Annotated in this window: 27 protein-coding genes; 12 read left to right on the top strand and 15 right to left on the bottom strand. The window is 72.5% G+C overall.

What is annotated here, in order from left to right:
• Positions 1-52 precede the first annotated feature (52 nt).
• The gene (locus tag AB0C17_RS23495) at positions 53-1312 is read right to left on the bottom strand and encodes an ROK family protein (protein WP_357480481.1); all 1260 of its coding nucleotides are present in this window, start codon (positions 1310-1312) and stop codon (positions 53-55) included.
• Between the two features lie 53 nt (positions 1313-1365).
• Here AB0C17_RS23495 and xylA point away from each other — a divergent pair, with 53 nt between their 5' ends.
• The 3 genes from xylA to AB0C17_RS23480 all read left to right on the top strand — a co-directional run bounded on the left by xylA (position 1366) and on the right by AB0C17_RS23480 (position 5553).
• Positions 1366-2553: a xylose isomerase gene (gene xylA, locus AB0C17_RS23490; protein ID WP_357386182.1), complete on the top strand. Its 1188-nt coding sequence runs from the start codon at positions 1366-1368 to the stop codon at positions 2551-2553.
• Between the two features lie 11 nt (positions 2554-2564).
• A complete protein-coding gene (gene xylB, locus AB0C17_RS23485) occupies positions 2565-4010 on the top strand; it encodes a xylulokinase (protein ID WP_357386183.1) in 1446 nt (481 codons plus the stop codon).
• Positions 4011-4119: 109 nt separating this feature from the next.
• Positions 4120-5553 (top strand): MFS transporter, encoded by a 1434-nt coding sequence (locus AB0C17_RS23480; RefSeq protein WP_357386185.1) that lies wholly within the window; start codon positions 4120-4122, stop codon positions 5551-5553.
• A gap of 45 nt (positions 5554-5598) precedes the next feature.
• Here the strand turns inward: AB0C17_RS23480 and AB0C17_RS23475 are convergent, their stop codons facing one another.
• The 5 genes from AB0C17_RS23475 to AB0C17_RS23455 form a co-directional block, all read right to left on the bottom strand.
• Positions 5599-7242 (bottom strand): glycoside hydrolase family 13 protein, encoded by a 1644-nt coding sequence (locus AB0C17_RS23475; RefSeq protein WP_357480555.1) that lies wholly within the window; start codon positions 7240-7242, stop codon positions 5599-5601.
• A 41-nt stretch (positions 7243-7283) separates the two neighbouring features.
• The gene (locus tag AB0C17_RS23470; protein ID WP_357386187.1) at positions 7284-8354 is read right to left on the bottom strand and encodes a LacI family DNA-binding transcriptional regulator; all 1071 of its coding nucleotides are present in this window, start codon (positions 8352-8354) and stop codon (positions 7284-7286) included.
• A gap of 60 nt (positions 8355-8414) precedes the next feature.
• Entirely contained in the window at positions 8415-9374 is a 960-nt protein-coding gene (locus tag AB0C17_RS23465) for a carbohydrate ABC transporter permease (protein ID WP_357480478.1), read from the bottom strand.
• A 1-nt stretch (position 9375) separates the two neighbouring features.
• Positions 9376-10425, bottom strand: a complete 1050-nt coding sequence (locus AB0C17_RS23460) for a sugar ABC transporter permease (protein WP_357386190.1) — start codon at positions 10423-10425, stop codon at positions 9376-9378.
• 71 nt (positions 10426-10496) lie between these two features.
• The gene (locus tag AB0C17_RS23455) at positions 10497-11837 is read right to left on the bottom strand and encodes an ABC transporter substrate-binding protein (RefSeq protein ID WP_357386192.1); all 1341 of its coding nucleotides are present in this window, start codon (positions 11835-11837) and stop codon (positions 10497-10499) included.
• Between the two features lie 235 nt (positions 11838-12072).
• Here AB0C17_RS23455 and AB0C17_RS23450 point away from each other — a divergent pair, with 235 nt between their 5' ends.
• Complete coding sequence (locus AB0C17_RS23450) at positions 12073-12849, top strand: peptidoglycan DD-metalloendopeptidase family protein (protein ID WP_357386194.1); 777 nt, start codon at positions 12073-12075, stop codon at positions 12847-12849.
• A 44-nt stretch (positions 12850-12893) separates the two neighbouring features.
• Here AB0C17_RS23450 and AB0C17_RS23445 read toward each other — a convergent pair whose 3' ends face one another.
• The 5 genes from AB0C17_RS23445 to AB0C17_RS23425 all read right to left on the bottom strand — a co-directional run bounded on the left by AB0C17_RS23445 (position 12894) and on the right by AB0C17_RS23425 (position 15325).
• The gene (locus AB0C17_RS23445) at positions 12894-13391 is read right to left on the bottom strand and encodes a TspO/MBR family protein (RefSeq protein ID WP_357480475.1); all 498 of its coding nucleotides are present in this window, start codon (positions 13389-13391) and stop codon (positions 12894-12896) included.
• Between the two features lie 158 nt (positions 13392-13549).
• Positions 13550-13696, bottom strand: a complete 147-nt coding sequence (locus AB0C17_RS23440; RefSeq protein ID WP_013288160.1) for a GPGG-motif small membrane protein — start codon at positions 13694-13696, stop codon at positions 13550-13552.
• Between the two features lie 42 nt (positions 13697-13738).
• Entirely contained in the window at positions 13739-14467 is a 729-nt protein-coding gene (locus tag AB0C17_RS23435; protein ID WP_357480472.1) for a metallophosphoesterase, read from the bottom strand.
• 10 nt (positions 14468-14477) lie between these two features.
• On the bottom strand, positions 14478-14687 hold the full coding sequence (locus AB0C17_RS23430; protein ID WP_225853111.1) for a hypothetical protein: 210 nt from the start codon (positions 14685-14687) through the stop codon (positions 14478-14480).
• A 56-nt stretch (positions 14688-14743) separates the two neighbouring features.
• A complete protein-coding gene (locus AB0C17_RS23425) occupies positions 14744-15325 on the bottom strand; it encodes a nucleotidyltransferase (protein ID WP_357386198.1) in 582 nt (193 codons plus the stop codon).
• A 147-nt stretch (positions 15326-15472) separates the two neighbouring features.
• Between AB0C17_RS23425 and AB0C17_RS23420 the strand changes: the two genes are divergently transcribed.
• Positions 15473-16231, top strand: a complete 759-nt coding sequence (locus tag AB0C17_RS23420) for a dTMP kinase (protein ID WP_357386200.1) — start codon at positions 15473-15475, stop codon at positions 16229-16231.
• Here AB0C17_RS23420 and AB0C17_RS23415 read toward each other — a convergent pair.
• On the bottom strand, positions 16216-16893 hold the full coding sequence (locus tag AB0C17_RS23415; protein ID WP_357386202.1) for an SDR family NAD(P)-dependent oxidoreductase: 678 nt from the start codon (positions 16891-16893) through the stop codon (positions 16216-16218). The two genes, AB0C17_RS23420 and AB0C17_RS23415, sit on opposite strands and share 16 nt — an antisense overlap.
• Positions 16894-17158: 265 nt before the next feature.
• On the opposite strand from AB0C17_RS23415, the gene AB0C17_RS23410 reads away from it, so the two are divergent.
• The 3 genes from AB0C17_RS23410 (at position 17159) to AB0C17_RS23400 (ending at position 20471) form a co-directional block, all read left to right on the top strand.
• On the top strand, positions 17159-18073 hold the full coding sequence (locus AB0C17_RS23410) for a MurR/RpiR family transcriptional regulator (RefSeq protein ID WP_174533806.1): 915 nt from the start codon (positions 17159-17161) through the stop codon (positions 18071-18073).
• Positions 18070-19017, top strand: a complete 948-nt coding sequence (locus AB0C17_RS23405; RefSeq protein ID WP_357386204.1) for an N-acetylmuramic acid 6-phosphate etherase — start codon at positions 18070-18072, stop codon at positions 19015-19017. Before AB0C17_RS23410 ends, AB0C17_RS23405 begins: the two co-directional genes overlap by 4 nt.
• Before the next feature lie 464 nt (positions 19018-19481).
• Positions 19482-20471: a sigma-70 family RNA polymerase sigma factor gene (locus tag AB0C17_RS23400; protein WP_357386370.1), complete on the top strand. Its 990-nt coding sequence runs from the start codon at positions 19482-19484 to the stop codon at positions 20469-20471.
• Positions 20472-20544: 73 nt separating this feature from the next.
• On the opposite strand, the gene AB0C17_RS23395 is transcribed toward AB0C17_RS23400, so the two are convergent.
• Complete coding sequence (locus AB0C17_RS23395; protein WP_357386206.1) at positions 20545-21510, bottom strand: NlpC/P60 family protein; 966 nt, start codon at positions 21508-21510, stop codon at positions 20545-20547.
• A gap of 415 nt (positions 21511-21925) precedes the next feature.
• Between AB0C17_RS23395 and AB0C17_RS23390 the strand changes: the two genes are divergently transcribed.
• Positions 21926-22444 carry a DUF6232 family protein gene (locus AB0C17_RS23390; protein ID WP_357386208.1) on the top strand — a complete coding sequence of 173 codons (519 nt, stop codon included), beginning with the start codon at positions 21926-21928 and terminating at the stop codon, positions 22442-22444.
• Between the two features lie 7 nt (positions 22445-22451).
• Here AB0C17_RS23390 and AB0C17_RS23385 read toward each other — a convergent pair whose 3' ends face one another.
• Positions 22452-22781, bottom strand: coding sequence for a DUF3817 domain-containing protein (locus tag AB0C17_RS23385; RefSeq protein WP_357386210.1), 330 nt, complete (start codon positions 22779-22781; stop codon positions 22452-22454).
• Between the two features lie 25 nt (positions 22782-22806).
• On the bottom strand, positions 22807-23280 hold the full coding sequence (locus tag AB0C17_RS23380) for a hypothetical protein (protein WP_357386212.1): 474 nt from the start codon (positions 23278-23280) through the stop codon (positions 22807-22809).
• A gap of 124 nt (positions 23281-23404) precedes the next feature.
• On the opposite strand from AB0C17_RS23380, the gene AB0C17_RS23375 reads away from it, so the two are divergent.
• Genes AB0C17_RS23375 through AB0C17_RS23365 form a run of 3 tightly spaced genes read left to right on the top strand, consistent with a single transcriptional unit; the run spans position 23405 to position 24592 of the window.
• Positions 23405-23698: a DUF6158 family protein gene (locus AB0C17_RS23375; RefSeq protein ID WP_357386213.1), complete on the top strand. Its 294-nt coding sequence runs from the start codon at positions 23405-23407 to the stop codon at positions 23696-23698.
• Positions 23698-24015, top strand: coding sequence for an SRPBCC family protein (locus AB0C17_RS23370; protein ID WP_030502250.1), 318 nt, complete (start codon positions 23698-23700; stop codon positions 24013-24015). The genes AB0C17_RS23375 and AB0C17_RS23370 overlap by 1 nt, the downstream gene beginning before the upstream one ends.
• Before the next feature lie 34 nt (positions 24016-24049).
• Complete coding sequence (locus AB0C17_RS23365; RefSeq protein ID WP_357386216.1) at positions 24050-24592, top strand: DUF1360 domain-containing protein; 543 nt, start codon at positions 24050-24052, stop codon at positions 24590-24592.
• The last annotated feature ends 28 nt before the right edge of the window (positions 24593-24620 follow it).

Below are 24620 nucleotides of genomic sequence, written 5' to 3'. Positions count from 1 at the left end.
CGGCAAGCGTACCGAGCGCGGGCACGGAATGCCCGTCCAGGATCATCCAAGGTCAGGCGGCCCGTGCCAGCCATCCCACCGGCCGGTCGACGATCCGGCGCACCACCGAGCCGGCCCCGCCGACCGCCGCCGACTGCGCCCCGAGCACGGCCGGGCGTACCGTCACCGGCGCCCAGGCGGCGGTGAGCACCCGCTGGGAGACCTCCGCCTCCACCGGCGGCCGCAGCCAGGGCGCGAGCCGGGCATATCCGCCCCCGAGCACCACGGTGTCCAGATCCAGCAGGTTCACCACGCCCGCCACCGCGATTCCGAGGGCGGCGCCGGCGTCGGTCAGGGCGGTCAGCGTGGCCGCGTCGCCGGCCCCGGCCAGGTCGGCGAGCCGGGCGGCGGCGGTGTCGGCAGGCAGTTCCGCGCCGGGCAGCCCGGCGGCGGCCAGGATCGCCTCCTGGCCCGCGTACCGCTCCAGGCAACCCTGGCCACCGCAGCGGCACGGGCGCCCCTGCGGCTGCACCGGGAAGTGACCGATCTCTCCGCTCCAGCCGCGTGCGCCCCGGTAGAGCGAGCCGTCGAGCACGATGCCGGCGCCGATGCCGATCTCGCCGGTGACGTGCAGGAAGCTGCGCGGGCCGGCCGGGCCGGCGTACAGCTCGCCGAGCGCCGCCAGGTTGGCCTCGTTGTCGACCACCAGCGGCGGCACGCCGTCGACCGGCTCGGCCAGCGGGTGCCCGGCGAGCAGCGCCGGCACGTCCACGTCCCGCCAGCCCAGGTTCGGCGCGAGCCGGACCAGGCCGCCGTCGCCCACCAGGCCCGGCACGGCGAGCGCCGCGCCGGCCAGGGTCAACCCGTCGCGTACGGCGGCGGCGCGCGCCTCGGCGGCCAGCGCGGCGAGCCGGGCGAGCGCGTCAGCGGGGGAGACCGGGCGCAGGTCGGCGCGGCGGACCAGGTGGTGCCGGACGGCGCCGGTCAGGTCGACGACGCAGGCCGCCAGGTAGTCGACGTTCACCTCCAGGCCGAGCCCGGCCGGGCCGTCGGAGGCGAGCACCAGGCCGCGGGCCGGGCGGCCCGCCCCGGTACGCGGCTCCGGCTCCGCCTCGGCGACCAGCCGGCCCGCGATGAGGTCGTCCACGACTGCGGAGACGGTGGCCCGGGTCAGGCCGGTGTCGGCGGCGATCCCGGCGCGCGAGGGCGGTCGATCGGCGGCGGCGATCCGCCGGAGCACCACCGCGAGGTTCAACTCGCGCAGGCTGCCCTGCCGGACCGCCCCGGCGATGCTGGTGCTTGTCACCTCTTGACACTGCCACATTGCCGCCATTTAATTCAACCGCTGAACAAATCGCGGAAGACGCCACCACCTGGAGGTCTGCCATGGCACCCCGCCCCACCCCCGCGGACAAGTTCTCCTTCGGCCTCTGGACGGTGGGCTGGCCCGCCCGTGACCCGTTCGGCGACGCCACCCGGCCCGAGCTGGACGCCGTCGAGGCGGTGCACCGGCTCGCCGAGCTGGGCGCGTACGGCATCACCTTCCACGACGACGACCTGGTCCCGTTCGGCGCGGACGCGGCCACCCGCGACGCCCGGCTGAGCCGCTTCCGCAAGGCGCTCGACGAGACCGGCATGGTCGTGCCGATGGTCACCACCAACCTGTTCAACCACCCGGTGTTCAAGGACGGCGGCTTCACCAGCAACGACCGCGACGTACGCCGGTACGCGCTGCGCAAGGTGCTGCGCAACATCGACCTGGCCGCCGAGATGGGCGCGAAGACCTTCGTCATGTGGGGCGGCCGGGAGGGCGCCGAGTACGACGTCGCGAAGGACGTCCAGGCCGCGCTGGACCGCTACCGCGAGGCCGTCGACCTGCTCTGCGAGTACGTCGTCGACAACGGCTACGACCTGCGCTTCGCCCTGGAGCCCAAGCCGAACGAGCCGCGTGGCGACATCCTGCTGCCCACCGTCGGCCACGCGCTCGGCTTCATCTCCACCCTGGCCCGCCCGGAGATGGTCGGGCTCAACCCGGAGGTCGGCCACGAGCAGATGGCCGGGCTGAACTTCGCCCACGGCATCGCCCAGGCGCTCTGGCAGGGCAAGCTGTTCCACATCGACCTCAACGGCCAGCGCGGCATCAAGTACGACCAGGACCTCGTCTTCGGCCACGGCGACCTGCTCAACGCGTTCGCCCTGGTCGACCTGCTGGAGCACGGCGGCCCGAACGGCGGCCCGGCCTACGACGGCCCGCGTCACTTCGACTACAAGCCGTCCCGCACCGAGGACATGACCGGCGTGTGGGCCTCCGCCGAGGCGAACATGCGCACGTACCTGCTGCTCAAGGAGCGGGCCGCAGCGTTCCGCGCCGACCCGGAGGTGATCGAGGCGCTCGCCGTCGCCCGGGTGGCCGAGCTGGCCACCCCGACGCTCAACCCCGGCGAGGGCTACCGCGAGCTGCTGGCCGACCGGACCGCGTTCGAGGAGTTCGACCCGGAGGCCACCGGGGCGAAGGGCTTCGGCTTCGTCCGGCTCAACCAGCTCGCCGTCGAGCACGTGCTCGGCGCGCGCTGAGGCGGGCCGCCATGCCGCTCGTCGCGGGGGTCGACTCGTCGACCCAGTCCTGCAAGGTGGTCGTCCGGGACGCGGAGACCGGCGCGCTGGTCCGGCAGGGCCGCGCGCCGCACCCGCCCGGCACCGAGGTCGACCCGTACGCCTGGTGGGAGGCGCTGCGGGCGGCGGTGGCCGAGGCCGGCGGCCTGGCCGACGTGGCAGCCGTCTCGGTCGGCGGCCAGCAGCACGGCATGGTCTGCCTGGACACCTCCGGTGAGGTGGTCCGACCTGCGCTGCTGTGGAACGACACCCGGTCCGCCGACGCGGCCCGGGACCTGGTCGAGGAGGCCGGCGGCGGGGAGACCGGCCGCCGGTTCTGGGCCGAGGCGACCGGCGCGGTGCCGGTGGCCAGCTTCACCGCGACGAAGCTGCGCTGGCTGGCCCGGCACGAGCCGGACAACGCCGACCGGGTCGCCGCCGTCTGCCTGCCGCACGACTGGCTCACCTGGCGGCTCGCCGGCGCTCAGGGCCTGGACGCGCTGCGCACCGACCGGGGCGACGCCAGCGGCACCGGCTACTGGTCGCCGCGCACCGGCGAGTACCGGCTGGACCTGCTGGAACGGGCGTTCGGCCGCCGCCCGGAGGTGCCGGTCGTGCTCGGCCCGGCCGAGGTGGCCGGGCACCTGGACCCGGCGGCGCTCGGCGACGGCGCGGCCGGTCCGTCCGGAGGCCCGGGCGCCGGCGGCCGGATGCTCCTCGGCCCCGGCACCGGGGACAACGCCGCCGCGGCGCTCGGCGCCGGCGCCGGACCGGGCGACGTGGTCGTCTCGATCGGCACCTCCGGCACCGTCTTCGCGGTGGCCGACACCCCGGCCGCCGACTCCAGCGGCGCGGTGGCCGGGTTCGCCGACGCCACCGGCCGGTTCCTGCCGCTGGTGTGCACGCTCAACGCGGCCCGGGTGCTGGACGCCACCGCGACCCTGCTCGGCGTCGACCTCGACACGCTCGGCGAGCTGGCCCTGTCCGCCCCGCCCGGCGCGGACGGGCTGGTGCTGGTGCCGTACCTGGAGGGGGAGCGGACGCCGGACCGGCCGCACGCCACCGGCGAGCTGAAGGGCCTGACGCTGCGCACGTCGACCCCGGCGCACCTGGCCCGGGCCGCGGTCGAAGGCATGCTCTGCGGGCTGGCCGACGGCCTGGACGCGCTGATCGCGCAGGGCGCCCGCGCCGACCGGATCATCCTGGTCGGCGGCGGCGCCCGGTCCGCCGCGGTACGCCGGATCGCGCCGCAGGTCTTCGGCCGCCCGGTGGTGGTGCCGCCGCCGGGCGAGTACGTGGCCGACGGCGCGGCCCGGCAGGCCGCCTGGGTGGCGCTGGGTGGCGACACCCCGCCCGCCTGGTCGATCGGCGACACCGAGGAGTACACGGGTGAGGCGGTCCCCGCCATCCGCGAGCGCTACGCCCACGCCCGGGGGTAAGGAAGGGCCCCTTCTTAACGCCTGCGGTAGAGGAGGGGCCCCTTCTTAACACGCGCGCCGGCCGGGGGCGGTGTCCCGGATCCGGCCCGCACCTGATTGGCTGCCCTGCATGAAGGGCACCAGGATCTCCCGGCGCGGGAACACGGCACACCGGTTCTACAGCGTCGTGGTCTTCGTGGTGCTCGCCTCGCTGGACAACGTGGCGATCGGCCTGGTGCCCCCGCTGTACGGGCCGATCTCCACCGCCCTCGACGTGCCCCAGCGGATGCTCGGCCTGGTCACCGCCGTCAGCTTTCTGGTCAGCGCGGTGGCGGCGGTGGGCTGGGCGTACGTCGGCGACCGCACCAACCGCAAGCCGCTGCTCATGGTCGGCACGCTGCTCTGGGCCGCCGGCACCGGGGGCAGCGCGCTCGCCGGGGGGTACGTGACGTTCCTGGCCGCGCAGTTCGTCGGCGCTGTCGGCCTCGGCGCGGTGGGGTCTGTCGGTTTCTCGGTGGTCACCGACCTGATCTCGCCGCGCCGTCGCGGCCTGGTGATGAGTTTCTGGGGGCTGTCCCAGGGCGTCGGCACGCTGGCCGGGACGCTGCTCGGCGGCCTGATCGGCGCGACCGACTGGCGGCGGCCGTTTCTGCTGCTGACCGGCGTGGGCCTGGCCGCCACGGTGGCGTACCTGTTCACCTACGACATCCGGCGCGGGCAGAGCGAACCGGAGCTGGCCGGGGCGATCGACGCCGGGAACGAGTACGACTACCGGATCAGCCGCGCCGACCTGCCCCGGATCCTGGCCCGCCGGACCAACCGCTGGCTGATCCTGCAGGGGCTGACCGCGCAGGCCGCGTTCGGCTCGCTGGTCTGGCTGCCGGTGCTGTTCAGCCAGCGGGCCGAGGCGCAGGGCTACTCGCCCGCGACGGCAGTGGTGGTGGGCAGCGTCTTCGCCACCCTGTTCCAGCTCGGCGGCGTGCTGTCCATCGTGGGTGGCCTGGTGGGCGACGCGCTGCAACGGCGTACGCCCAGTGGCCGGGCCATGGTCGCGGCCGTGGGCATCCTCGCGGCGCTGCCGTTCTACCTGGTCCTGTTCTTCGTGCCGATCCGGATCGACGTGCCGGACGGCGCCGGTGCCGGCGCGGTGGTGACGGCCGTGCTCGCCAGCGTGCTGACCGAGCCGTCGGTGGGGCTGAGCCTGCTCACCGCGGTGGTGGCGCTGGCGCTGACGTCGGCGAACTCGCCGAACTGGTTCGCGTTGATCGCCGACGTCAACCCGCCCGAGCACCGGGGCACCGTCTACAGCCTGGGCAACCTGGTGAACGGCGTCGGCCGGGCGGCCGGCAACGGGCTGGTCGGGGTGGCGTTCGCCGGGCTGCGGGCGGCCTTCCCGCCGCCGCTGAACTACGCCGTCGGGCTGGCCGCGTTCCAGCTCTTCTTCATCCCGACCGGGATCATGTACTGGCTGGCCGCGCGTACGTCGCCCCGGGACATCGCGCAGGTGCACGACCTGCTGCACGCCCGCGCCGAGCGTTTGGAAGAGGGAAGGGCCCCTCGTTAACAAGGGGCCCTTCCTCTACCGCAGGCGTTAATAAGGGGCCCTTCCTTACACCCGGAACCAGACCGTCACGTCGGTCGGCACCACGTCGCCGTCCAGCGGCGCGCTCGACACCAGCACCGCGGCGCCGGCCGGCAACGGTGCCGCGTCCGCGCCGAAGTTGGTGAGCACAGTGACGTCGCCGTTCGTGAACGTGAGCACCTCGTCGCCGGAGGACAGGAACCGCAGCGGTCCCCGGGCCAGCGCGTGCTCGCGGCGCAGCCGCAGCGCGGTCCGGTACAGCTCGTACGTCGAGCCGGGCACGCCGCGCTGCCGGTCCAGCGCGTACTCGGCCCACACGGGCGGCTGGGGCAGCCAGCTCGCGTCGGTCGGCCCGAAGCCGTACGACGGGGCGTCGGCCTCCCACGGGATCGGCACCCGGCAGCCGTCCCGGCCGCGCTCGGTGTGCCCGCTGCGCTTCCAGGTCGGGTCCTGCCGGGCCTCGTCGGGCAGCGTGGTGTGCTCCGGCAGCCCCAGCTCCTCACCCTGGTAGAGGTAGGCGGAACCGGGCAGCGCGAGCATCAGCAGGCTGGCCGCGCGGGCCCGGCGCAGGCCCAGCGCGGCGTCCGGCTGCGGGTCGTCCACGCCGACGCCGTTGGCCCGGCCGCCGCCGCTGCCGAGGCCGAGCCGGGAGGCGTGCCGGACCACGTCGTGGTTGGACAGCACCCAGGTGGTGGGAGCGCCGACCGAGTCGGTGGCCTCCAGCGAACGGGTGATCACCGCGTACTGGGCCGGTGCGGTCCAGGCGGCCATCAGGTACTCGAAGTTGAACGCCTGGTGCATCTCGTCCGGGCGCACGTACCGGGCCAGCCGCTCGGCCGGCTCCACCCACGCCTCGGCGACGAGGATCCGCTCACCGGGGTACGAGTCGAGCACCCGCCGCCACTCCCGGTAGATCTCGTGCACGCCGTCCTGGTCCCACATGGGCGGGCGCGGCTTGTCCACCTCGCTGCCGGAGAGGATCTCCTGCGGCTCCTGCCAGTCGGCCAGGTCGGCCTGCTTGATCAGGCCGTGCGCCACGTCCACCCGGAAGCCGTCCACGCCCCGGTCCAGCCAGAAGCGCAGCACGTCGAGGAACTCGGCGCGCACCTCCGGGTTGTCCCAGTTGAGGTCGGGCTGGCCCGCGTCGAACAGGTGCAGGTACCACTGTCCGTCGGGCAGCCGCGTCCAGGCGGGGCCGCCGAACACGCTCACCCAGTCGTTCGGCGGCTCGGCGCCGTCCGGGCCCTTGCCGTCGCGGATCACGTAGCGCTGCCGTTCCGGGCTGCCCGGCGCGGCGGCGACGGCCTCGGTGAACCAGCGGTGCGCGGAGGAGGTGTGGTTGGGCACCAGGTCGACGATCACCCGCAGCCCGCGGGACTTCGCCTCGGCGATCAGCTTGTCGGCGTCGGCGAGCGTGCCGAACAGCGGGTCGACGTCGCGGTAGTCGGACACGTCGTACCCGGCGTCGGCCTGCGGAGACGGGTAGAACGGGGACAGCCAGACCGCGTCGACTCCCAGCTCGGCGAGGTGGTCGAGCCGGGACGTGATGCCCGGCAGGTCGCCGATCCCGTCGCCGTCGGAGTCGGCGAACGAGCGCGGGTAGACCTGGTAGATGACCGCCTCGGTCCACCAGCCGGTGCCCGGGGCCTGCTGCGTCGCGTCGGTGTTCAGCGCCTTACTCCTGTCTGGGTGGTGCGGGACGAGCGAGTTATTCAGTGTGCCCGGGGCGGCGCCGTCGATTCGCGCACCACCAGGCGAGTGGGCAGGATCACCGGGGGCGGCGTCCCGTCGCCCGTGTCGGCGCCGCGCGGCGTGGGCACCAGGCCGGGGTACGGCTCGGTGACCCGCACCCCCAGCGGGTCGAGCAGGATGCGGGCGGCGAGCACTCCCTGGTCGGCGGCGGGCTGGGCGATGGTGCTCAGGCCGAGCACGCCGGCCACGTCGTGGTCGTCGATGCCCATCACGCTCACGTCCTGCGGCACCCGAAGCCCGGCGTCGCGCAGCGCGGTGATCGCACCCATCGCCATCTCGTCGCAGGCGGCGAAGATGGCAGTCGGCGGCTCGCCCCGGGCCAGCAGCTCCGCCGTGGCCCGGGCGCCCCCGTCGATGGTGAACCGGGACTCGACGTCGAGGCTCGGGTCGGGTCGCAGCCCGGCGGCCCGCAGCGCCTCCTGGTAGCCGCGCCGCCGGTCCAGGTGGGTGGTGAAGGCCAGTTCGTCGTCCGGGTCGCCGGAGATGTGCGCGATCCTGGTGTGGCCGAGGTCGAGCAGGTGGCGGGTGGCGGTCCGGGCGGCGGCCACGTCGTCGATCCGGACACAGGGCCACCCGGGCACCTGGCCGCCGGAGCTGATCGTCACGCCCGGCAGGCCCAGCTTCGTCAGCGTGTGCACGTCGGCCGCCCGCAGCGGCGTGGCGACCAGGATGATCGCGTCCACGCGTTTGTGCAGGCTGGCCGTGCGCAGCACCCGCTGGCGGGTCCGTTCCCGGCCGCCGAGGTTGTAGAGCAGCAGGTCGTAGCCGCTGTCCTGGAGGAACTCCTCGACCGCCTCGACCACGGTGCCGAAGAACCATCTGGTGATCCGGGGCACCACCACCGCCACCGTGCCGGTCCGGCCACCGGCCAGCCGGCTCGCGCTGGGCGACACCGCGTACTGGAGCTGTTCGGCGGCGGCGAGCACCCGGCGGCGGGTCGCGGCCGAGACCGTCGGCAGGCCGCGCAGCGCCCGGGAGACGGTGGCCGTGGACACCCCGGCCAGTCGGGCGACGTCGTCAATCCTGGTCATCCTGGACTCCCCGCACTGACCCGGTCCCGCCGCCGGCACTGCCGGCGGCGGGACGCCGGATCAACCCTTGACGCTGCCGGCGAGCAGACCTCGCACGAAGAAGCGCTGGAGGGACAGGAACACGATCAGCGGTACGACGATCGACACGAACGCGCCGGCCGTCAGCCGCTGCCACTCGTTGCCCCGGGTGCCGGCCAGCTCGGCGAGCCGGACGGTCAGCGGGGCGGTCTCGTCGCCGCCGCCCGCGAAGATCAGCGCGACCAGCAGGTCGTTCCAGACCCAGAGGAACTGGAAGATGCCGAACGCCGCCAGCGCGGGCATGATCAGCGGCAGCACGATGGTGCGGAAGATCTTCGGGTGGGTGGCCCCGTCGACCCGGGCCGCCTCCATCAGGTCGCCGGGGAGCTGCGAGATGAAGTTGTGCAGCAGGAACACGGCGAACGGAAGCGCGAAGCAGGTGTGCGCGAACCACACCTGGGCGAACTTCTGCTCGTCGACCAGGTCCCACGCGGGGAGGATCTGCACGCCGGCGACTGTGACGCCGGTGGAGAAGAACCGCAGCAGCGGCACCAGGGCCATCTGCAGCGGCACGATCTGCAGCGCGAAGATCCCGATGTAGACCCAGTCCCGGCCCTTGAAGTTCATCCACGCCAGCGCGTACGCGGCGAGCGACGCGAAGGCCAGCGGGAACAGCACCGAGGGGATGGTGATCGCCAGCGAGTTGATGAAGTAGCTGGCGAGCTGCCCGGAGGAGCCGGAGCTGAACAGCACCTCCTGGTAGTTCTCCAGGGTGAACTGCGGTTTGCTGAAGAACGTCCACCAGCCGGTGGTCTTGATCTCGTTCTCCGGTCGGATCGAGGAGATGAACAGGCCGAAGGTCGGGATCGTCCAGAGCATCGCGATGACGATCGACACGAGCGTGGCGGTACGGCTGTTCAGGCGCTTGCGCACCCGGGCGCCCCGGGTGGTCGGCTCGGTGGCCTGGGCGCCGACTCCGACGGTGGGCGTGGCGGTGGTCATCTCAGCCCTCCCGCTGCTTGCGCAGGTTGCGGATCTGGTAGATCACGATCGGGATCACCAGGACGAACAGGAACACCGCCAGCGCCGAGCCCTGGCCGTTCTCCTGGTAGCGGAACGCCTGGTTGTACATCTCGGTCGCGATCACGTTCGTGTCGTAGTTGCCGTTCGTGGCGGTCCGGACGATGTCGAAGACCTTGAGCGTGGCGATCGAGATCGTCACCACCACGACGATCAGCGCCGGCCGGATGCTCGGAATGGTGATCCGCCAGAACATCTGCCACGCGGTGGTGCCGTCCAGCCGGGCCGCCTCGACGATGTCGGCCGGGATGGCCTTGATCGCGGCGGAGAGCACCACCATGGCGAAACCGGCCTGGATCCACACCATGATCACAATGAGCAGGAACGTGTTGAGCGGCGAGTCCAGCAGCCACTGCTTCGGTTCTCCGCCCAGGCTCACCACGATCTGGTTGAGCAGGCCGATCTGGTCGCCCTCACCCCGGTAGGCGTAGACGAACCGCCAGATGATGGAGGCGCCGACGAACGAGATCGCCATCGGCAGGAAGATCAGGGACTTGGCGACCGCCTCGAACCGCGCCTTGTCCACCAGGACCGCGTAGATCAGGCCGAACGCGGTGGCGACCAGCGGCACCAGCAGCACCCAGATCAGCGTGTTGATCAGGACCCGGACGATCGAGTCCTCGGCGAACATCCACCGGTAGTTGTCCAGGCCCACCCAGTTGCTGCTGCTGGAGTCCATGAAGGAGAGCAGCGTGGTGCGGACGGCGGGGACCACCAGCCCGACGGCGAGCAGCAGCAGCGTCGGCAGCAGGAAGAAGAACGCGAACGCGCCCTCGCGCTGCTGTGCGCGCCGGCGGGGCAGCGGCGCGCCGCTCGCCGAGGCCGCGACCAGCTGCGCCTCCCGGCGTCGGGCGAAGTACGAGGGCACCACGTCGAGGAGCAGGAGCAGTCCGCCCACCACCGCGACGAAGGCGATCAGCCCGTACATCAGCATGAGGAACTTCGGCTGCTCCGCCGCGAAGTCGAACTCCATCGACCCTCCTTCAAGGGCTCGGTTGCCAGAGGTGGCCCGGTCCGCGGACGCGGACCGGGCCACCTGCTAGATCACTTCCAGCTGCCCTCGATGTCGTTCAGGACGGAGGTGGTGTCCTTGCCGTTGATCCAGGCCACCATGCCCTTCCAGAAGGTGCCGGCGCCGACCGCGGCCGGCATCAGGTCCGAGCCGTCGAAGCGGAAGACCGTCTTCTCGTCCTGGAGGATGCCCACGGAGAGCTTGTCCACCGGGTTCGGGACGTTGTTGATGTCCAGCTTCTTGTTCGCGGACACCCAGTCACCGATCTTGGCGCGGCTGTTGGCGTACTCGCCGGAGGCCAGGTAGGTCTGCACCGCCTGGACCTCGGGCCGGTCGGCGAAGGCGCCGACGAACTCGCCGCCACCCAGCACCGGCTTGCCCTTGGCCGGGTCGATGGCCGGGAAGTAGAACGCGAAGACGTCGCCGTCCTCGGCCACCGTTGTGCCCTTGGGCCACTGGTTGGCGTAGAAGGACGCCTGGCGGTGCAGCGCGCACTTGCCGGTGGTGATCGGCGTGCCGCCCTCCTGGAAGGCGGTGGTGGAGATGCTCTTGACGCCGCCGAAGCCGCCGTTCATGTACTTCTCGTTCTTCAGGATGGTGCCGGCCCGGTTGAGCGCGTCGGCCACCTGCGGGTCGTTGAACGGGATCTGGTGGGTGGTCCACTTGTCGTAGACCTCCGGGCCGCCGGTGCGCAGCAGCACGTCCTCGATCCAGTCGGTGGCCGGCCAGCCGGTGGCGTCACCGGACTCGATGCCGGCGCACCACGGCTTGGTGCCGCTGGCCGCGATCTGGTCGGAGAGCTTGATCATGTCGTCCCACGAGGTGGGGACGGTCCAGCCCTTCTCCTTGAAGGTCTTCGGCGAGTACCACACGAAGGACTTCACGTTGGAGCCGAGCGGGGCGCCGTAGAGCTGGCCGTTGACGGTGCTGTACTTCAGCCAGTCGGGGGAGTAGTTCTGCTCGGCCATCGCCTTGGTGTCGGCGCCGACCGGCTTGAGCTTGCCCGAGTCGACGAAGCGCTTGAGCAGGCCCGGCTGCGGGATGAAGGCGAGGTCGGGAGCGTTGCCGCCGTCGACCCGGACCGGGAGCTGCGCCTCGAACTCGGCGTTGCCCTCGTGGTCGATCTCGATGCCGGTGCAGTCCTCGAACTCCTTCCAGGACTGGTCGAGGCGGTCGGCCTCGATCTCCCGGATGGAGGAGTAGATGGTCACCTTCTTGCCGTCGTGACCGTCGTACTTCTCGTATGCGGCGCACTCGGCCGATCCGGCCTTGTCGCTCTTCTTGTCGTCGCCGGTGCCACAGGCGGCGACGCCGAGCGCCAGCCCCAGGACGCCGGCGACCGCGAGCGTCTGGCGCGATCTGGCAAACGCCATGCCGATCTCCTTCCTTGCCGGCGCGTGGGGGGATCGAACCCGCGCCGGTCCGATGTCGTCCTCACATGTAAGCGCTTGCATCGTGTCGGGTCCACCCCTGGCCGGACACGGCCCGGTAACAATCCCGAAACCCTGAGCCGGGGGGTGGGCGCGCTCCCACGAATCTTCCCGGGAACGGAACTTTCTGTCAGGATGTCCTCAACATATTGAAGACTTTCAACATGGGAGGCAGTGGATGCGGAAGCGATGGCTCGCCCTCGGGGCGAGTGCGGCGGTCCTGGCGGCGACTCTCGTGCCGGCCGCGCCGGCGATGGCCGCGCCGACGTTCAAGGTCCCGTTCCCGTGCAACCAGTCCTGGTCCGGCCAGACCCGGACGAACCACAGCCCGGCGAACGCGATCGACTTCAACCGCACGGACGACGTCGGCGACCCGGTGGTCGCCAGCGCGCCCGGCACCGTCGACGTGGTCACCAACCTCGGCGACACCAGCTACGGCAAGTACGTCCGGATCAACCACGGCGGCGGCCACACCACCTACTACGCCCACCTGAGCGCCTTCAACGTCTCCGTCGGGCAGACCGTCGGCTACGGCCGTGTGATCGGGTACGTCGGCACGACGGGCGGCTCCACCGGCCCGCACCTGCACTACGAGCAGCGCGTCGACGGCAGCTCGGTGAAGATCAAGTTCAACGGGGTGCAGGCTCTCTACTGGGGCACCAAGACCTACACCAGCGACAACGGCTGCGGCGGGACGAACACCGGCGAGGGCACCGTGAACACGGCCGGCTCCCCGCTCACAGTCCGCTCGGGCCCCGGCACCGGCTACAGCTCGGTCGGCACGGTCGCCGACGGGGCGAAGGTGACGATCCAGTGCCAGACCAGCGGCACCAGCGTCAGCGGCACGTACGGCACCAGCTCGATCTGGGACCGGATCGGCTCCGGCCGGTTCATCTCCGACGCCTACGTCTACACCGGGTACGACGGCTACATCCCCGGCGTACCCCGCTGCTGAGCCCGGCGGGCGCGGGGGCGACCGGCCTTCGCGCCCGTAACCGGTCAGGAGTTCAGCCGCCACACCGCGAAGTTCAGCGCGGACGCGAACGTCACCCAGGCCCAGTACGGCAGCATCAGCAGCGTGGCCGGCCGGGAGACGCGCCGGAACAGGGCCACCGTCACGCCGATCGCCAGCCACATCAGCACGATCTCGGCGAAGGCCAGCCCGTACGCCCCGGCGCCGAAGAACAGCGGCGTCCAGATCGCGTTGAGCACGAGCTGCGCGACCCAGGCCCACAGCGCGGGGCCGAAACCAGCCCGGCGCCAGACCAGCCAGCCGGCGATCGCGATGAGCGCGTAGAGCACGGTCCAGACCGGGCCGAACAGCCACGACGGCGGCGCCCAGGCGGGCTGCTCCAGGCCCTGGTACTCGGCGGAGGTGCCCTGGACCCCCAGCCCGCCGATCGCGGCGGCGGCGAACGTGGCGGCGCCGAAGCCGAGCAGCGCCCACCATCTGCGGGCTCCGGTGGTGCGCCGGGCGACACTCTGCGACGTCTCCATCGTCGAGATGTTTCCGCTCGGCGGGCCCGGCAAACGCGGCACGGCCGCCGGGCCGCCGCCGGACACGGAAAAGGCCGGAGTCACCCGGCCCGGACGTTCGGCGTCCGGCAGGACGGAACGCCCGGGCCCGGCGACCCCGGCGGGTACGGGAACCTCGGTTACGTGTTGAAGATGCTGACGCCACCCGGGCCGACCAACAGGCCGACGACGATGAGGACGATGCCCCAGAGGATCTGCCGGCGGAACAGGGCGAGAATTCCGGCGACCACCAGTACGACTGCGAGAATCCAGAGAATCAGCTCCATGTCGGCTGAATACCCGGGCGCACGATCCCGGAAACCTCGCGCTCAGTCGAGCTGATCACCGCCCAGGTGGAAGACGCTGTACGCCTGCTTGATCACCGGGTGCGCCACGTTGCGGACCCGTACGCCGCCCGGCGTGGTGCCGCGCTCGGTGCCGTGGTGGGCGTGCCCGTGCAGCGCCAGCGCGGTGGGGGCGGAGTCGACCGCCTGGCCGAGCTGGTAGCAGCCGAGGAACGGGTAGATCTCCAGCGGCTCGCCGGCGAGCGTGTCCGGGACGGGGGAGTAGTGGGTGAGCGCGACGAGCGCGTCGCAGTCGAGCGAGAGCAACGCGTCGGCGAGCGCGTCGGCGGCCTCCCGGGTGGTGCGCACGAACGCCTTCATCTCCGGCTCGCCGAAGTCGCTGGCGCAGCGCCCGGCGAACCCGCCGCCGAACCCCTTCACGCCGGCCACCCCGAGCCGTCCGCCGGGGGTGTCCACCACGGTGCCCGTGCCCTCCAGCACGGTGATCCCGGCATCCTCCAGCACCTTCACCACCTGCGGCACCTCGTCGCACTGGTGGTCGTGGTTGCCGAGCACGGTGATCACCGGTACGCCGAGACCGCCGAACTCCTGGGCCACGCACCGCGCCTCGGCCTCGGTGCCGTGCCGGGTCAGGTCACCGGCGAGCAGCAGCGCGTCGGCGCGGCCGGGCAGTTCCTCCAGCGCCGGGCGGAACCGGCCCACCACGTCCTCGTCCAGATGCACGTCGCCCACGGCGGCGATCCGGATCACCATCGAACCTCCCTCACGGCAACTCCTCGACCTGGGTGGGCGCCTGGGTGCGGATCACCCCGATGTCGCTGGTCACGGGCGTGTCCGGGAAGCGCTCGGCCACCCGCCGCAGGATCTCCTCCCGCCGGTGCGGGCTCTCCACCTCGCCGTAGAGCACCAGCCCGTTCTCCCGCCGCACCACGGTGATGCCCTGTTCGGCCACGGTCGGGTCCTCGGCCAGCATGCTCTGGATCTCCGCCTCGACGTACTCGTCGGGGGGAACGTCGCCGGACAGTCCGGTCACAGGGTCTCCCTTCCGCCGGGCGTGCCGCCGGGCAGCACGTCCAGCCGGTCCAGCAGCACCAGGAACGCCTCCGCGTACGGCGAGTGCTGCGTCTCCTTCCGTACCCGTTCCCAGTCGATCTGTTCCCGCAGCGAGCGGGCCAGCGGCAGGGCGCGGGCGAAGTCGCAGTAGTGCTGGGAGAAGCTCAGCAGCTTGTGCACCATGAGCTGGCTGGCCGAGAGCACCGGCATGTGGATCGCGTCGACCGGGCGCACGATGGTGTCGGCGAACGTCTCCTCGGTGACCGGCGTCTCCACCGGCCGGTGGATCAGGTCCACCATCCGGTCCTCGTCGTAGACCTTCACCAGCCAGTCCTCCGGCGGGCGCTCGGCGGTGAAGCCGGCCTCGACGAGTGCCTCCAGCGCCCGGTCCACGTCCGCCTCGCGGAGCAGGAAGTCCACGTCGTGGTCGCTGGAGTGGCCGCCGTGGGCGTACACCGCGAAGCTGCCGCCGAGCGCGAACGGGATCTCGGACTGTTTGAGCACGGCGGCGACCTTCTTCAGCGTGTGCACCAGGGTCTCGTCCCCGCGCTCGGCCATCTGCGGCTCCCTCGTCGTATGGGCGGTGGGACCACGATGCGTACCCGGTGGACGCTTTGGTCACACCTGTCGCGGCGCGATCCGTGCGCCGGGGCAGCAAAGCGACGAACGGGGCCGGGCGAGCATCGGTCGGATAACCTCGGGAGGGTGGCCAGCTCACTGCGGACGCGGCGGGGCGGGGCCCGGCCGCGCATCGTCGCCCTGATCGGCATCGACGGCTCAGGCAAGACCACCCAGGCCCACCGGCTGGCCCAGGCGCTCACCGCCGCCGGTATCCCCGCCACCTACCACCGCAACGCCGGTGGCCGCCGCTGGCTCGGCCGGCTCGCCCAGCGGGTGGGCCGCCCGGACGCGCAGCGGCTCGTCGGGCGCGGCGGCCTGCTCGCTGTCGAGTCGGTGCTGCGGTGGCTGGCCATCGCGCTCGCCCTGCTCAGTTGCCTGGTGACCGGCCGGACCGCGGTGATGGACAGGTGGTCCGCCTGCCAGTACGCCAGCATCCGCGCGCACGGTGGGCAGCGGTGGGAGCGGTGGGCCCGGGCCGGCTACCGGATCTTCCCGGCGCCTCAAGTCACGTTCCTGCTCACCGTCGACCCCGCCGAGGCGTTCCGCCGGATCGAGCGGCGCGGCACCGACCACGAGAGCATGGCGTGGCTGACCGCCGCGGACGCCGCGTACCGGGCGCTACCCGAGTACGGCGGCTTCGTGGTGGTGGACGGCAACGGCCCGCCGGAGGACGTCGCCCGCCGGATCCGGGCACACCTGAGCGAGTGGCTGCCCGGCGACCCGTCCGCCGGCCCCGGCCCCGCGCCGGCCGGCCCGCGACGCCCGGCCGGCGGCACGGACCCGTCCGGTCCGGCCGGTGGCGCCGGACGGGACGGGCCGGTGCCGGTTCAGGCCCGCCCGTAGACCGGGATGCTCGCGCCGCTCGTGGGCGCGGACTCGGGGGAGGCCAGGAAGCGGACGACCTCGGCGATCTCGGCCGGCGGCACCCAGCGCCCGTGATCGGCGCCGGGCTGGGCGGCGCGGTTGGCCGGGGTGTCGATGACGCTCGGCAGCACCGTGTTGCACCGCACGCCGCGCTGCCGGTACTCGACCGCCACCGTCTCGGCGAACGCGCGCACCGCTGCCTTGGCGGTGACGTAACCGGAGGCGCCGGGGAACGGCGAGACCGCCGCCCGGGCCGAGACGCAGACCACCGCGCCGTCGCCGGACGCCATGAGGTGCGGCAGCGCCGCGTGGGTGACCAGGTACGTCGGGCGGAGGTTGAGCCGTAGCATCCGCTCGAAGTCCTCGACCGGGGTCTCGTGCACCAGCCCGCCGGCGGCGTACCCACCGACGAGGTTGACCACCGCGCGCAGCGGTGCGGCCGGCTCGTCGGTCGCGGCCTGGACCGCCCGCGCGGCCCCCTCCGGGGTCAGCAGGTCGGCCACGACCCGGACCGGGCCGTCGTCGGTCCCGGGCTCCCGCTGGGGTACGACCACCCGCCAGCCGGCGTCGAGGAAGGTGGCGGTGACCGCGCGGCCGAGCCCGCCCGTGCCTCCGGTCACCAGCACCGTGCGTCGCGTCATGGACACACGCTAGCCAACCGCCGTGCCCGGCCGACCGGTGACCCGCACCGGCCGTCCGGTCTGCCCGGTCGAGGCCGACCAGGCAGGCCGGGCGGCACGACGGGGGACCGGTCTGCCAGGCGGCAGGAGTGACTCGGCCGGACCGGATGAGGCGGTGGGGCTGGGAGAATGGGATCCTTGGCCCGGGCGGACACGGAAGACGGTAAATTTCCCGATACGCGGTGTCATGGTTGACGCTCACGCCTGGTGAAAGTAAGTTTCATCCGTGGCGAAGAGTCCGAAGATTTCTGCGAGTCACGAGCCCGGTGGACTGATCGTCCACATCAGCGGCCTGCTGCCCTCGCTGTCCCCGGCCGAACAGCGGGTGGCCCGGCTGGTCGTCGCCGATCCGGCGGACGCGGCCCGGCGTACGATCACCGACCTCGCCACCGCCGCGGAGACGTCCGAGGCGACAGTGATCCGCTTCTGCCGCTCGGTGGGCATGGACGGCTACCCCCAACTGCGGATCCGGCTCGCCGCCGAGGCCGCCCGCCGGGTCGAGCCGCCGGACGCGCGGGTGGTCGGCGGCGACATCCCGCCGGGCGCGGACCTCGCCCAGATCATCGCCACCATCGCGTTCAACGACGCCCGGGCCGTCGAGGAGACCGCCGAGCAACTCGACCCGGCGGTCTGCGAGCAGGTCGTCGAGGCGATCGGCGCGGCCGGCCGGATCGACGTCTACGGCGCGGGTGCCAGCGGTTTCGTCGCCTCGGACTTCCAGCAGAAGCTGCACCGCATCGGCCGCATCGCGTTCTACTTCCCGGACGTGCACACCGCGCTCACCTCCGCCGCCCTGCTGGGCCGGGGCGACGTCGCGGTCGGCATCTCGCACACCGGCACCACCTCCGACGTCATCGAGGTGCTGGAGCAGGCGCGGGCACGCGGCGCCACCACCGTGGCGCTGACCAACTTCCCCCGCTCGCCGATCACCGAGGTCGCCGACCACGTGCTCACCACCGCCGCGCGCGAGACGACGTACCGCTCCGGCGCGACGGCGAGCCGGCTGGCCCAGCTCACCGTGGTCGACTGCCTCTTCGTCGGCGTGGCCGCCCGCAGCCGGGCCCGGACGAAGAAGGCCCTGGAGGCCACCGCCGAGGCGGTCAAGTCGCGCCGGGTCGGTCCCGGGCGGAGGCGGGGATGACGGCGGGCCGGGTGGAGCGCGACGGCGTGGCGGCGATCCGGCCGGTGGTGCGCGTCGGCGCACCGACCGAGCGCCGCAACCCGCACAGCGTCGACCTCGACCTGATGTCCACCCGGGACGTGCTCACCGTGATCAACGAGGCGGACCGCCGGGTGCCGGCCGCTGTCGCCGCCGTGCTGGACGAGATCGCCGAGACCGTCGACCTGGCCGTGGCCGCGCTGCGCGACGGGCACCGCGTGCACTACTTCGGGGCCGGCACCTCCGGTCGGCTCGGCGTGCTGGACGCGGCCGAGCTGGCGCCCACGTTCAACTCGCCGCGGCACTGGTTCTGCTCGCACCTGGCCGGCGGCCCGGAGGCGATGTGGCGGGCGGTCGAGGACGCCGAGGACGACGAGCGCGGTGGCGCCGCCGAGGCCGCCGAGTGCGTACGCCCCGGCGACCTCGTGGTCGGCCTGGCCGCCAGCGGGCGCACGCCGTACGTCCTCGGGGCGCTCGCCGCGTCCCGGGCGCAGGACGCCGGTACGGTGCTGCTCTGCGCGAATCCGGAGGCCGAGGCCGCCGCGTCGGTGGACGTCTTCATCGGGGTGGACACCGGGCCGGAGGTGGTCACCGGGTCGACCCGGATGAAGGCGGGCACGGCGCAGAAGCTGGTGCTCAACACGTTCTCCACGGCCGTGATGGTGCGTCTGGGCCGGGTCTACTCGAACCTGATGATCGACATGGTGGCCACGAACGCCAAGCTGCGCGGCCGCATGATCTCGATCCTCGTGGACGCCACCGGCTGCGCCGAGGAGGTGTGCCGGGTCGCCCTGCGGGAGGCCGACGGCGACCTCAAGACCGCGCTCGTCGCGCTGGTGTCCGGCGCCGAGGTGCCGGCCGCCCGGGCCGCGCTGGCCCGCTCCGCCCACCAGGTACGCGGCGCGCTCGCCCTGCTCGCCTCCTGACCGTCCCCGCCCGCCCGATCGATCCACCCGCCGGCGCATCCGCCCGGCGGGTGCGACGCGTATCACGTGCGGGGAGGGGACGACCCCTCCCGCACGGATTGTTCAACGAGGCGGAGGGTAATCCTTGAGCATGGCTGAACCGGCCGGTCCGCAGCCGCGTATCTCGCAGTGAGCAGGATCGCAACGACCCGGTGACGCGGCTCGCTGTGTTCATGGAAGAGACAATGGTGCCATTCCATGGGCGAACGGTGATTCCGCGACTCCGGTATGCGTCGAAATCGGCGGCCGGGAGCCCCGGAACCGGGCCGGTAACAGGAAACATGGACCGGGCTCTCAGCTACTACTCAGGCATTCGTGACAGTTTCGACTCACGACATGGAATCCCCGACGCGTCACATCTGTTGTGTAGGTGTCAGCACCTACGGGCACAGCGGAGGTTACGGGGAGGGCTGATGAACGTGGGGATGGCAAGGAACCGGGCAACCGGCGCGAGCGAGGGGACCGTGGCAATCGTGGACAAGAACATCGGCATGCGTACCGACGAGGTCGCCGAGGAGCGGGACCTGGTCGGCGTCTACCTGCACGAGATCTCCCGGACGCCGCTGCTCGACGCCGCCCGGGAGGTCGACCTCTCCAAGGCGATCGAGGCGGGCCTCTACGCCGAGCACCTGCTCGACGAGGGGCGCATCCCCGACGGCGCCGACCGGGAGGACCTGGAACGGCTGGTCATCGAGGGCGAGCGCGCGAAGGACCTGTTCATCCGCGCGAACCTGCGACTGGTCGTGTCGATCGCCCGGCGCTACGTGCGCTCCGGCATGCCCATGCTGGACCTGATCCAGGAGGGCAACACCGGCCTGGTCCGGGCGGTCGAGAAGTTCGACTACGAGCGGGGCTTCAAGTTCTCCACCTACGCGACCTGGTGGATCCGTCAGGCCATCAGCCGGGCGATCGCCCAGCAGGAGCGGACCGTACGGCTGCCCGTGCACCTGGTCGAGGACGTCAACCGGATGCGCAACGTGGCCCGGCAGCTCACCCGCGAGCTGGGCAGCGACCCGGAGCCGGAGCAGATCGCGACCGCGCTCGGCGTGACCGTCGAGCGGGTGAACGAGCTGGTCCGCTGGTCGCAGGACACCGTCTCGCTGGACACCCCGGTCGGTGACGACGGCGACACCAACCTCGGTGACCTGGTCGCCGACAGTGACGCCCCGTCGCCCGAGGAGATCGTGCTGACCGGCCTGGAGCGGCAGCGGATCGAGGGCCTGCTCAACCACCTCGACGACCGCTCCGCGGGCATCATGCGGGCCCGGTACGGCCTGGAGGACGGGCGTGAGCACTCGCTGACCGAGGTCGCGTCGCGGTTCTCGCTGTCCCGCGAGCGCATCCGCCAGCTGGAGATCCAGGCTCTCGGCCGGCTGCGTGAGCTGGCTCGCGCGGAGGGGCTCCAGGCGGCCTGACCTGGTAACAATTGACGGCGAACGGCCGGCGTCCGACAGGGGGACGCCGGCCGTTCGCCGTCTTGCGGGCCGGTCAGACCCGCCCGTAGCCCTGGATCGACATGATGTTCATGCCGCGCTTGCTGACGTTGCGTCCGGCGCTCGGCGCGTCGATGATCTGGCCGTTGCCGACGTAGAGCGCCACGTGCCCGAGCCCGGAGTAGAACACCAGGTCACCCGGTTGCAGCTGGCTGCGGCTGATCCGGGTGGTGGCCTCCCACTGCCGCGCCGCGCTGTGCGGCAGCGACTTCCCGGCCGCCCGCCAGGCGGCGAGCGTCAGGCCGGAGCAGTCGTAGCTGCCGGGGCCGTCCTGGGCGTAGCCGTAGGGCTTGCCGACCGCGCCGTAGGCGTACCGCACGGCGGTGCCGGCGTCACCGGAGACGGCGGGCGGCTTGCCCGCCGAACTCGACTTGGCGGGTGCCTCGGTGGCCCGCCCGTACGCCTTGCGCCGCATCTCGTAGAGGCCGGACAGGTCCGCCTCGATCCGCGTCTTCGCGGACTTGAGTTGCCTGGCCTGCGCGGCCTCCCGGGCGAGCGTGACGTCCAGCCGGGTCTTCTGGTCGATCAGCCGCTGCTGATCGGCGGTGAAGCTGTTGATGGTGCGCTGCCGCTGGCGGGTGAGCTGGTCGAGCGTGCCCAGCCGCTCCGGCAGTGTGGCCTGGCCGCCCGGGTCCAGCAGGGCCGCCGCGGTGCGCATGCCACCGGTCTTGTACGCCGTCGCGGCCAGCACGCCCACGTCGGCGCGGCTGCGTTCGGCCTGTTCCTGCAACGGCCCGATCTGGGCCTCCAACTTGGCCGCGGTGGCCTTGTTGGCCTTGATGTCCTCGTTGAGCTTGTTGTAGGACTCGACGATTCGCTCCAGCTCAGTCGAGGACTTCTCGATCTGCTTCGTCAGCTCGGCGGGGGTGGGCTCGGCCCGGGCCACCTGCGCCGGGGCGAGCAGCGCGGCCGAGAGGCCGGCCACCGCCAGCGAGCGGAGCAGCATCCGTAAGGACGACAAGAGCGGAAAGCTCCTCTCCCACCGGTCGCCGGGCGCGTCTGCGGCCCGGCGACACCGGCCCGGGGCCATCCGGGTGGATGGCTGTCGACCGGGCCGACCTGGACAACCTAACCCGTGATCGCAGTGACCGGGAGTTCAAGCAGGGGCGAAAGTTGGCAAAGTGGCGGAAAGTGACGAGAGGGAGCCGGTGGGTGGATGAGGCGACTCGCCCGATTCGTCGTTCTGGGCGGATGTAGCCAGGCAACGGCGGGCAAAGTCACGACAAAGACGGAAATCGCTCTCTGTTTCCGGCTGGCACGGCCGGGCCGACGAGCCACGCGAGCGCCGAAAGCCCGAGGTCAGGTGGCGCAAGGCGACCACAATGAAGCCCGGACGGGAAATCCCACCACGGGATCCCTGCTCCCGGGAGGCCGCCGTGCAGACCGACCGCTCCGCCACCCAGCCGCCCCGTTCGCCGCGACCGGCCGCACCCAGGCTGCTCTACGCCCGGCCGGGCATCGTCGTCACCGCCGAGCGTTTCACCGTCGGCCGCAACACCTGGCCGGTGGCCGGGATCACCCAGCTCCGGACCGACCGCGGGCCGCACGACCGGCTCGCCGTCCGGGCCGTCGTCGTGTCCGCCGCGATGCTCGCCGCTGTCGGCCTGCTGCTCGGGTTCACCGGCGGCCTGCACCGGCTCACCGCCGGGGCGTACCTCGTGCTCGGCGCGGTCGGGCTGGTGCCGCTGCTGCTCGTGCTGATCGGCGACCGCGTGCGGCCCCCGGCGCACGAGCTGTGGGGCCGGGTGGACGGCACCGAGGTGCTGCTGTTCAGCAGCGACGACGAGCGGCAGTTCGGTCAGGTCGCCCGCGCGCTGGGGCGGGCCCGGGAGGCGTCGCGGCTGGGCGGCTGGGCCGACCCGCCGGCGGCCGAGCCGTGGCGGCCGGCCCGATGAGCCGCGGTCAGCCCGCGACCGGCTCCGGGGTACGCGACCGGCTCTCGGCGGCCACCCAGTGGCTCACCCGACGCTCGGCGTAGAACGAGACGAACGGCACGGTGCCGGCGAGCATCACCAGCAGCATCCGCTTCAGCGGCCAGTCCGCCCGGCGGGACAGGTCGAACGTGAGCGCCAGATAGAGCATGTACAGCCAGCCGTGCGCCACGCCGACCACGGCCACCACGCTCGGGTTGTCGAAGCCGTACTTCAGCGGCATGCCGATCAGGACCAGCACCACGAGCGCCACGCCCACGATCCAGGCGATCACGCGGTACCGGGTAAAGGCTCCGCCCACCGTCGTCCGTCCTTCCGCACCGGCCTCAGCCGGGATAGTCGCCGGGCCGGGCGCCCGGATTGGCGTTCAACCAGGATAGGTAGCGGTTGTACGCGGCCAGCTCGGCGTCGTCCGCCCCGTCGGCCGGAGCGGCAGGCACCCGCACGACGCGCACCGGCCGGCGTACCGCCGGGGTGGCGGTGGCCGGCCCGGCGCCGGCGGTCACCGACGGCGGGCGACCGGAAGGCGACGCCGCGTCGTCCGACGGCGCGGGGCCGTCCGACGGCGAGGCGGCATCCGGTGCCGGATCAGCGGCGCGCAGCGTCTGACGGACCTCACGCCACCAGACGAAGACCACGAAGGCGGCGAACACCGGCCATTCGATCGCGTAACCGAAGCTGAGCGCGTTCCCCCCGGCGGCGCGGGTGACCTGCCACCAGCCCAGCCCGAGGAAAGCCACCACGAGCACGACCATGGCCACGTGGCGGACGATCCACGCCGGTGTCCAGAGCCGATTCATGCAGACGAGAGTACCGGGGCCACCGGGTGTCTCCGACACGGCGTCGTAGTCCGGGCGGTGGTTTGGTGACACTCCCGCTGGGCATCCGGACAGGTGCCAACCCGAACGAGACGAGGGGGCGACGATGACCGAATCGGTACGCCGGGACGCGAGCCCGGAACAGCGGGTCGCGGAGTGGGACGGCGACCACGCCCGTACCGTCGACGGCGAGCAGCTCGGGGTGGACCCGGTGGAGCTGGGCGACGACGACCTGATCCGGGAGATGCAGAGCCTGCACCGCACCCGGCTGGACACGCTGCGGCACGCCACCGACTCGGCGCTCGCCAACCACCTGCGGCGCACCGCCGAACTGGAGACGGAGTACCTGGCCCGGCACCCCGGCCGGGAGGTCGACCCGAGCCGGCTGCGGGACGCCTGATGGCCAGCCACGCCGAGCGCGGCATGTCCGCACCGCCGGAGGTGGTGTTCAACACGGCGACCGACCCGGACCGCTCCTCGGCCTGGCTGCCCGAGCGGCTGCGCAACTCCGGCACCTGCCGGGTGGAGGTCGTCGACGCCGACGACATGCGGGCCCGGTGGAGCGCCGCGGACTGGTCCGCCGAGATCGACGTGGAGCCGGCCGGCGCGGGCGGCGCCCGGGTACGGCTGGACCTGGCCGGGCCGGACCACGACCTGGCCGACGAGATCCTGGCCAACCTCGACCGCGAGGTGGCCGACAACCTGACCGCCGGCTGAGCCCGGCCCGCACGACTAGGACGAGGAGGCCGGGTTGACCGGGAGTGGCCTGAAGCAGAAGGTGGCGCGCCTGCGCCAGGCGTACGCGCCGCACGAGCATCGGCCGCTGGAGGGCTACCTCAAGGCGATGGGCACGTACGCCGGGGTGACCGCTGCGATCGTGGGCCTGGTCCGGGCGACCGGCCGGCCGGTGCCCGAGCGGCCCACGCCCGCGGACGTGGTGCTGCTCTCGATCGCCACGCACAAGCTCAGCCGGCTGCTGTCCAAGGACGCGATCACCAGCCCGCTGCGGGCGCCGTTCACCCGCTACGACCACCCGATCGGCAGCGGCGAGGTGATGGAGCAGGTCCGCGACGAGGGCAGCCCGACCCGGCACGCGCTCGGCGAGCTGGTGAGCTGCCCCTTCTGCCTGGCGGTCTGGGTGGCCACCGGGCTGACCGGCGGCCTCGTGCTGGCGCCCCGGCTGACCCGGCTGGTCGCCACCGCGCTGACAGCCGTGGCCGCCTCCGACTTCCTTCAGATGGGGTACGCGGTCGCCCAGCAGGCGGCCGAGGGTGGTCGCCACCACCAGGAGTGAGAAGCAGACACGGAAGAGGGCCGGCGTT

It is taken from the genome of Micromonospora sp. NPDC048887 (assembly GCF_040649715.1).
In the GTDB taxonomy this organism is placed as follows: Bacteria; Actinomycetota; Actinomycetes; order Mycobacteriales; family Micromonosporaceae; genus Micromonospora.
This window is presented reverse-complemented; position numbering and strand designations above follow the sequence as displayed.

Excerpts from the sequence above, each read along its gene's own strand:
- AB0C17_RS23380 (WP_357386212.1), bottom strand. The coding sequence starts at position 23,280 with ATGAATCGGCTCTGGACACCGGCGTGGATCGTCCGCCACGTGGCCATG.
- AB0C17_RS23495 (WP_357480481.1), bottom strand. The coding sequence starts at position 1,312 with ATGGCGGCAATGTGGCAGTGTCAAGAGGTGACAAGCACCAGCATCGCC.
- AB0C17_RS23480 (WP_357386185.1), top strand. The coding sequence starts at position 4,120 with ATGAAGGGCACCAGGATCTCCCGGCGCGGGAACACGGCACACCGGTTC.
- AB0C17_RS23435 (WP_357480472.1), bottom strand. The coding sequence starts at position 14,467 with ATGGTGATCCGGATCGCCGCCGTGGGCGACGTGCATCTGGACGAGGAC.
- AB0C17_RS23440 (WP_013288160.1), bottom strand. The coding sequence starts at position 13,696 with ATGGAGCTGATTCTCTGGATTCTCGCAGTCGTACTGGTGGTCGCCGGA.
- AB0C17_RS23465 (WP_357480478.1), bottom strand. The coding sequence starts at position 9,374 with ATGACCACCGCCACGCCCACCGTCGGAGTCGGCGCCCAGGCCACCGAG.
- AB0C17_RS23450 (WP_357386194.1), top strand. The coding sequence starts at position 12,073 with ATGCGGAAGCGATGGCTCGCCCTCGGGGCGAGTGCGGCGGTCCTGGCG.
- AB0C17_RS23400 (WP_357386370.1), top strand. The coding sequence starts at position 19,482 with ATGGCAAGGAACCGGGCAACCGGCGCGAGCGAGGGGACCGTGGCAATC.
- AB0C17_RS23470 (WP_357386187.1), bottom strand. The coding sequence starts at position 8,354 with ATGACCAGGATTGACGACGTCGCCCGACTGGCCGGGGTGTCCACGGCC.
- xylB (WP_357386183.1), top strand. The coding sequence starts at position 2,565 with ATGCCGCTCGTCGCGGGGGTCGACTCGTCGACCCAGTCCTGCAAGGTG.
- AB0C17_RS23460 (WP_357386190.1), bottom strand. The coding sequence starts at position 10,425 with ATGGAGTTCGACTTCGCGGCGGAGCAGCCGAAGTTCCTCATGCTGATG.
- AB0C17_RS23415 (WP_357386202.1), bottom strand. The coding sequence starts at position 16,893 with ATGACGCGACGCACGGTGCTGGTGACCGGAGGCACGGGCGGGCTCGGC.
- AB0C17_RS23455 (WP_357386192.1), bottom strand. The coding sequence starts at position 11,837 with ATGGCGTTTGCCAGATCGCGCCAGACGCTCGCGGTCGCCGGCGTCCTG.
- AB0C17_RS23430 (WP_225853111.1), bottom strand. The coding sequence starts at position 14,687 with ATGCTGGCCGAGGACCCGACCGTGGCCGAACAGGGCATCACCGTGGTG.
- AB0C17_RS23375 (WP_357386213.1), top strand. The coding sequence starts at position 23,405 with ATGACCGAATCGGTACGCCGGGACGCGAGCCCGGAACAGCGGGTCGCG.
- xylA (WP_357386182.1), top strand. The coding sequence starts at position 1,366 with ATGGCACCCCGCCCCACCCCCGCGGACAAGTTCTCCTTCGGCCTCTGG.
- AB0C17_RS23445 (WP_357480475.1), bottom strand. The coding sequence starts at position 13,391 with ATGGAGACGTCGCAGAGTGTCGCCCGGCGCACCACCGGAGCCCGCAGA.
- AB0C17_RS23370 (WP_030502250.1), top strand. The coding sequence starts at position 23,698 with ATGGCCAGCCACGCCGAGCGCGGCATGTCCGCACCGCCGGAGGTGGTG.
- AB0C17_RS23425 (WP_357386198.1), bottom strand. The coding sequence starts at position 15,325 with ATGGCCGAGCGCGGGGACGAGACCCTGGTGCACACGCTGAAGAAGGTC.
- AB0C17_RS23405 (WP_357386204.1), top strand. The coding sequence starts at position 18,070 with ATGACGGCGGGCCGGGTGGAGCGCGACGGCGTGGCGGCGATCCGGCCG.